Origin of the sequence: Microcystis sp. M_OC_Ca_00000000_C217Col (assembly GCF_007095585.1) — a bacterium.
GTDB lineage: Bacteria > Cyanobacteriota > Cyanobacteriia > Cyanobacteriales > Microcystaceae > Microcystis > Microcystis panniformis.
In genome coordinates, this window is sequence record NZ_SFBV01000016.1 from 1 (window position 1) to 4,886 (window position 4,886).

3 protein-coding genes and 1 pseudogene are annotated in these 4,886 nt (G+C 43.2%); 3 read left to right on the plus strand and 1 reads right to left on the minus strand.

The features are described 5' to 3' along the window. Window positions 1-908, plus strand: a pseudogene (locus EWV66_RS00875) (formylglycine-generating enzyme family protein); the annotation flags it as partial. Between the two features lie 475 nt (window positions 909-1,383). Here the strand turns inward: EWV66_RS00875 and EWV66_RS00880 are convergent. Beyond that, window positions 1,384-2,100, minus strand: coding sequence for a lysophospholipid acyltransferase family protein (locus tag EWV66_RS00880; RefSeq protein WP_185236852.1), 717 nt, complete (start codon window positions 2,098-2,100; stop codon window positions 1,384-1,386). Window positions 2,101-2,255: 155 nt separating this feature from the next. Between EWV66_RS00880 and metG the strand changes: the two genes are divergently transcribed. Together metG and EWV66_RS00890 are read left to right on the plus strand one after the other, a co-directional pair. After that, window positions 2,256-3,869, plus strand: coding sequence for a methionine--tRNA ligase (gene metG / locus EWV66_RS00885; protein WP_287107523.1), 1,614 nt, complete (start codon window positions 2,256-2,258; stop codon window positions 3,867-3,869). 104 nt (window positions 3,870-3,973) lie between these two features. Continuing rightward, window positions 3,974-4,579, plus strand: coding sequence for a LabA-like NYN domain-containing protein (locus EWV66_RS00890; protein ID WP_002743578.1), 606 nt, complete (start codon window positions 3,974-3,976; stop codon window positions 4,577-4,579). Window positions 4,580-4,886: the final 307 nt, after the last annotated feature.

Below are 4,886 nucleotides of genomic sequence, written 5' to 3' on the forward strand. Positions count from 1 at the left end.
TGAATTGTGAGCTACAAATCCCCAGTTTACCGAAAGAGTTTAAACCGATTATTGAAGGGTGTTTGCAAAAAGATAGAAAACAAAGATGGACAGCACAACAGGTTTTAAATGCCTTACAACCTGTGGGATGGAATTCTCCCCCGTCACCTCCACCAGCACCGGCAGCAGTCAAAAAGCCTGTTTCACCTACTCCATTTACCGAAAAACTACCCAATCGAGTCACACTAGAGATGGTGAACTTACCAGCAGGTCAATTTCTCATGGGATCTGCTGACAGTGATCCCGATGCTAAAAGCTATGAAAAGCCTCAACACCAAGTTAAAGTCAACAGTTTTGCGATTGGGAAATATCCAGTCACTCAGGCACAATATCAAGCAGTAATGGGAACAAATCCCTCTCCGTTTAAAAATAATCCACAAAATCCGGTAGAACAGGTTAGTTGGAACAATGCTCAAGCTTTTTGTCAGAAATTGAGTCAAATAACCGGGAAAACCTATCGCCTCCCCACGGAAGCGGAATGGGAATATGCTTGTCGTGCGGGGACTACCACTCGCTATTATTTCGGTGATGATGCTAATCAGTTAGGAAATTATGCTTGGTATGGCGGAAATTCTCAGGATAAAACTCATCCTGTGGGCTAGAAAAGGCCCAATGCTTGGGGACTCTATGACATGAGTGGCAATGTTTGGGAGTGGTGCGAAGACGATTGGCACGATAACTATATCGGAGCGCCAAAGGATGGATCGGCGTGGCTTATTAATAATGATAATCGTTCTCATCTCAAGTGTCTGCGCGGCGGTTCTTGGGACATCATCCCTTATTTCTGTCGTTCTGCCGTCCGCGGCAGGAACTACCCCGACTTCAACTACAACGGTTTTCGGGTTGCGTGTGTCTCCCCAGGACTTTAACCCTTTGTTCTTTTGCTTTTTTGCCCTTTGTCTCCCGCCTAAGGGCGGGTCGATTTTTTTTGAGATTTTCTAGCCGTAGGTTGGGTTGAGGAACGAAACCCAACCCAATTATTTAAAAGATCATGTTAGGCTACTGCTAACCCATCCTACAAATAATTGTGCCTCCCTACTTATAACAAATCACTCCACTATCAATTATGAATTATGAGTTAGGAAGTGAGAAGTATTTTGGCTCTTCGGTTTGTGTTATGCAATGGACGGGAGTTATAAGGGATGGAACCCTTATATAGAAAGGCATTTAGCGATTTTTGTTAATTGTTTTTTTCTAGAGCGAACTAATCAATTACCAAGTAACGAAGAACCAGTATTTTCAGTGAACAGTAAACAGTAATCAGTGAACTGAAAACTCACATCTGATAACTGATAACTGATAACTGATAACTGATTCAAGGCTATCTCCTGCCTCCTGAATTCGTTAGCCCTTCAGCAATAAATCGCTAATTTCCGACTGACAATGACCAATTAAACGATTAAGGGCTTTTTTTCCTTGTTTACCTTGATAATCTGAGCGATCGCTCTCAGTAATTCCGTAGGGACGACCGATCGCCACCTTGACACGATGATAAAATACAACGGGATGCCAACCATCTTGATCGAATAAAGGTTCCGTGGTATCTAACCAGCGTAGCAAACGCACGGGAAAAGGACTAATAGCGGTTTCCGACTCAGAGAGAATAGCCACAGGTAAGACAGATAGATTTTCCACGGGACAACCCAGGGCTAAATGGGCAAATCCGCTTTGAAAACGGCTAATTTGACGAGGATAAGTCAAATTTAACATCGGCGATCCACCTTCTGGAAATAAACCGATCCATCGTCCAGACTGTAAAAAATCTGTTGCTTGCCGAAAAAAAGTCTGGTGGCGTTTTTCAGGGGTATCAAAGGGAAAACAGCCCAATTCTCCGATTAATTCCCGCAAAAGCGGCGTTTTTCCCATGTAGTGATGACAGGCGATCGGGAGAGTTTTGCCCAAAGCTTGAATTAAAATCGGCGCGTCCAAAAAGCTACGATGGTTACTTACCACGATCGCCACTCCTTGACTGGGTAGATTTTCTTGACCGACGGTAAACAGACTCGTGCGCGTGGTATCAAGAATTAAACGAGAGGTAGATAGGGGGGTAAGCAGCGTCATGGAAAAAAAAAATCGGCCTTAAGATTGTTTTTATTGACTTAGATCACAACTAAAGGATAAAACAGAATTAGAGGATCATAAAATATGGGGATTATGTCCCAATCATCTACAGACTGCCACCAGGGCGGCCTCGTCTATTTAAAAAAATAAATTTCATGAATGATTTGAATGAGCGAAAAACATTTGCTTTAACAACACCTCTTTATTATGTCAACGATATCCCTCACATCGGCAGTGCCTACACAACGATCGTAGCGGATGTTATGGCACGATGGAAGCGGTTACAGGGGAATTCTGTCCTTTTAATTACAGGAACCGACGAACACGGACAGAAAATCGAACGGACTGCGGCAGCCAAAGGACTCGCTCCCCAGGAACACTGCGATCGCATTGCCACCAGTTTTGCCAATCTCTGGGCAAAGCTACAGATCCAGTATGATCGCTTTAGTCGTACCACTGCCCCCCGTCATCAGGCAATTGTTAACGAATTTTTTGAAAGAGTCTGGGAAAAGGGCGATATCTATCTCGATCGCCAACAGGGTTGGTATTGCGTTGCCTGTGAAGAATTTAAGGAAAAAAGAGAACTGTTAGATAATGGCTGTTGTCCCATTCATACTAATCTGGCCGCCGAATGGCGCGACGAGGAAAACTATTTTTTCCGTCTCTCTAAGTATCAGGCGCAACTAGAACAAATTTACCAAGATCAACCCAATTTTATTCAACCGGAAAGCCGGCGTAATGAGGTTCTCAACTTCGTTAACCAAGGACTACAGGACTTCTCCATTTCTAGGGTTAATGTGGCTTGGGGGTTTCCCATTCCCCACGATGGTCAGCATACCATCTACGTTTGGTTTGATGCCCTTCTTGGCTATGTTACCGCCCTTCTCGACCCGGAAGACGAACCCACCCTAGAAAATGCCTTGGCCAAATGGTGGCCGATCGATCTGCATCTGATCGGTAAAGATATATTAAGATTCCATGCCATTTATTGGCCGGCTATGCTAATGTCGGCGGGTTTACCCTTGCCCAAAAGAGTGTTCGGCCATGGCTTTTTGACCAAAGACGGGCGGAAAATGGGCAAAAGTCTCGGTAATACCCTCGATCCCTTCGATTTGGTTGAGCGCTATGGGGCCGATGCCGTCCGTTACTATTTCGTCAAAGAGATTGAATTAGGACAGGATGGCGATTTTCAGGAAACCAGATTTGTTAATATTCTTAACGCGGATTTAGCCAACGATTTAGGCAACCTCCTCAATCGCACCCTAGGCATGGTCAAAAAATACTGCCAAAATATCCCTCCCCAGTTGACTGGCGTAGATATCCCCAACGATAATCGTCTTAAGAATATGGGGATCAATCTAGGGGTTATTGTTGAACAGAAGTATGATGCGCTACAATTTAATCAAGCCTGTGAGGAAATATTGGCGTTGATTCGCGCTAGTAACAAGTTTATCGATGAGAGTGCGCCCTGGAGTTTATTTAAACAGAAACAACAAGCAGCGGTAGAACAAGTCCTCTACGCAGTTTTGGAATCCGTAAGACTCTCTGCCTACCTACTCTCACCGATAATACCGACCTTGAGCAGTAAAATTTATCAACAACTAGGTTTTGTTATTGATTTTAATACTTTCAGGTCGGAGGATGGGGAAAACTCCCCTGATGGTGTCTCTTTTTCCCAACACTGTCAATGGGGATTACCCACAAATCCACAACTAGGAACACCTGAACCGATCTTTTCTAAACTAGAACTGCCGTTAAACGATTCCTAAAGGAATTTTTTGATAACTCTATTTTTTAAGGTCTGTTGTCCTTTCGGATACAACTGGCAAACACCCAACACTAAACTTTTAACAAACAAACGAGGAAAAATAAAATGTTTGATGATTATGATACAGCCCCAGTCTTCACCCCCGAACAAGTGCTAGAAAATCGCGGCCGTGTGGCGATTTTCATTGATGGTTCTAATTTATTTTATGCGGCTCTGCAATTAGGTATCGAAATTGACTACACCAAATTACTTTGTCGTTTAACTGCTGGTTCTCGTCTCTTGCGCGCCTTCTTTTATACTGGAGTTGATCGCACTAACGAAAAACAGCAGGGATTTCTCCTCTGGATGCGTCGCAACGGTTATCGAGTCATCGCTAAAGATCTAGTACAATTACCCGATGGTTCCAAAAAAGCCAATCTTGACGTGGAAATTGCCGTGGATTTAATGGCTCTAGTGGGTTCCTATGATACCGCAGTCATTGTCAGTGGTGATGGGGATTTGGCCTATGCTGCCGATTCCGTCAGTTACCGTGGTGCGCGAGTGGAAGTGGTTAGTTTGCGATCGATGACCAGTGATAGTTTAATTAATGTAGCCGATCGCTATGTTGATCTAGATCAAATCAAAGAAGAAATTCAGAAAACTAGCAAACATCACGTTAGTTATAATAATTTCCCCGTCAGCGTCTTAGACCAAGATCGTAGCAGTCGCTAGACAAATTCAGCAAAAATCAAGTTAAAGGTGGGTAATTCCCACCTTTTTCAGTTATCAGTTATCAGTTATCAGTGACCAGTTATCAGTGACCAGTTATCAGTGACCAGTTATCAGTTATCAGTTATCAGTTATCAGTGACCAGTTATCAGTTATCAGTGACCACTCCCCATCTGCTGCCTCCTCAATTAAGGGACTTCCAGAGAATAAAATACCCAACAAAAAAATAGAAAAGTGTTTTTTTGAAAAAGTAATTATTTTTGTCTAGGAAAACAAAGAGTCTCCCATTACAACCTATTTTTCCGAAAAA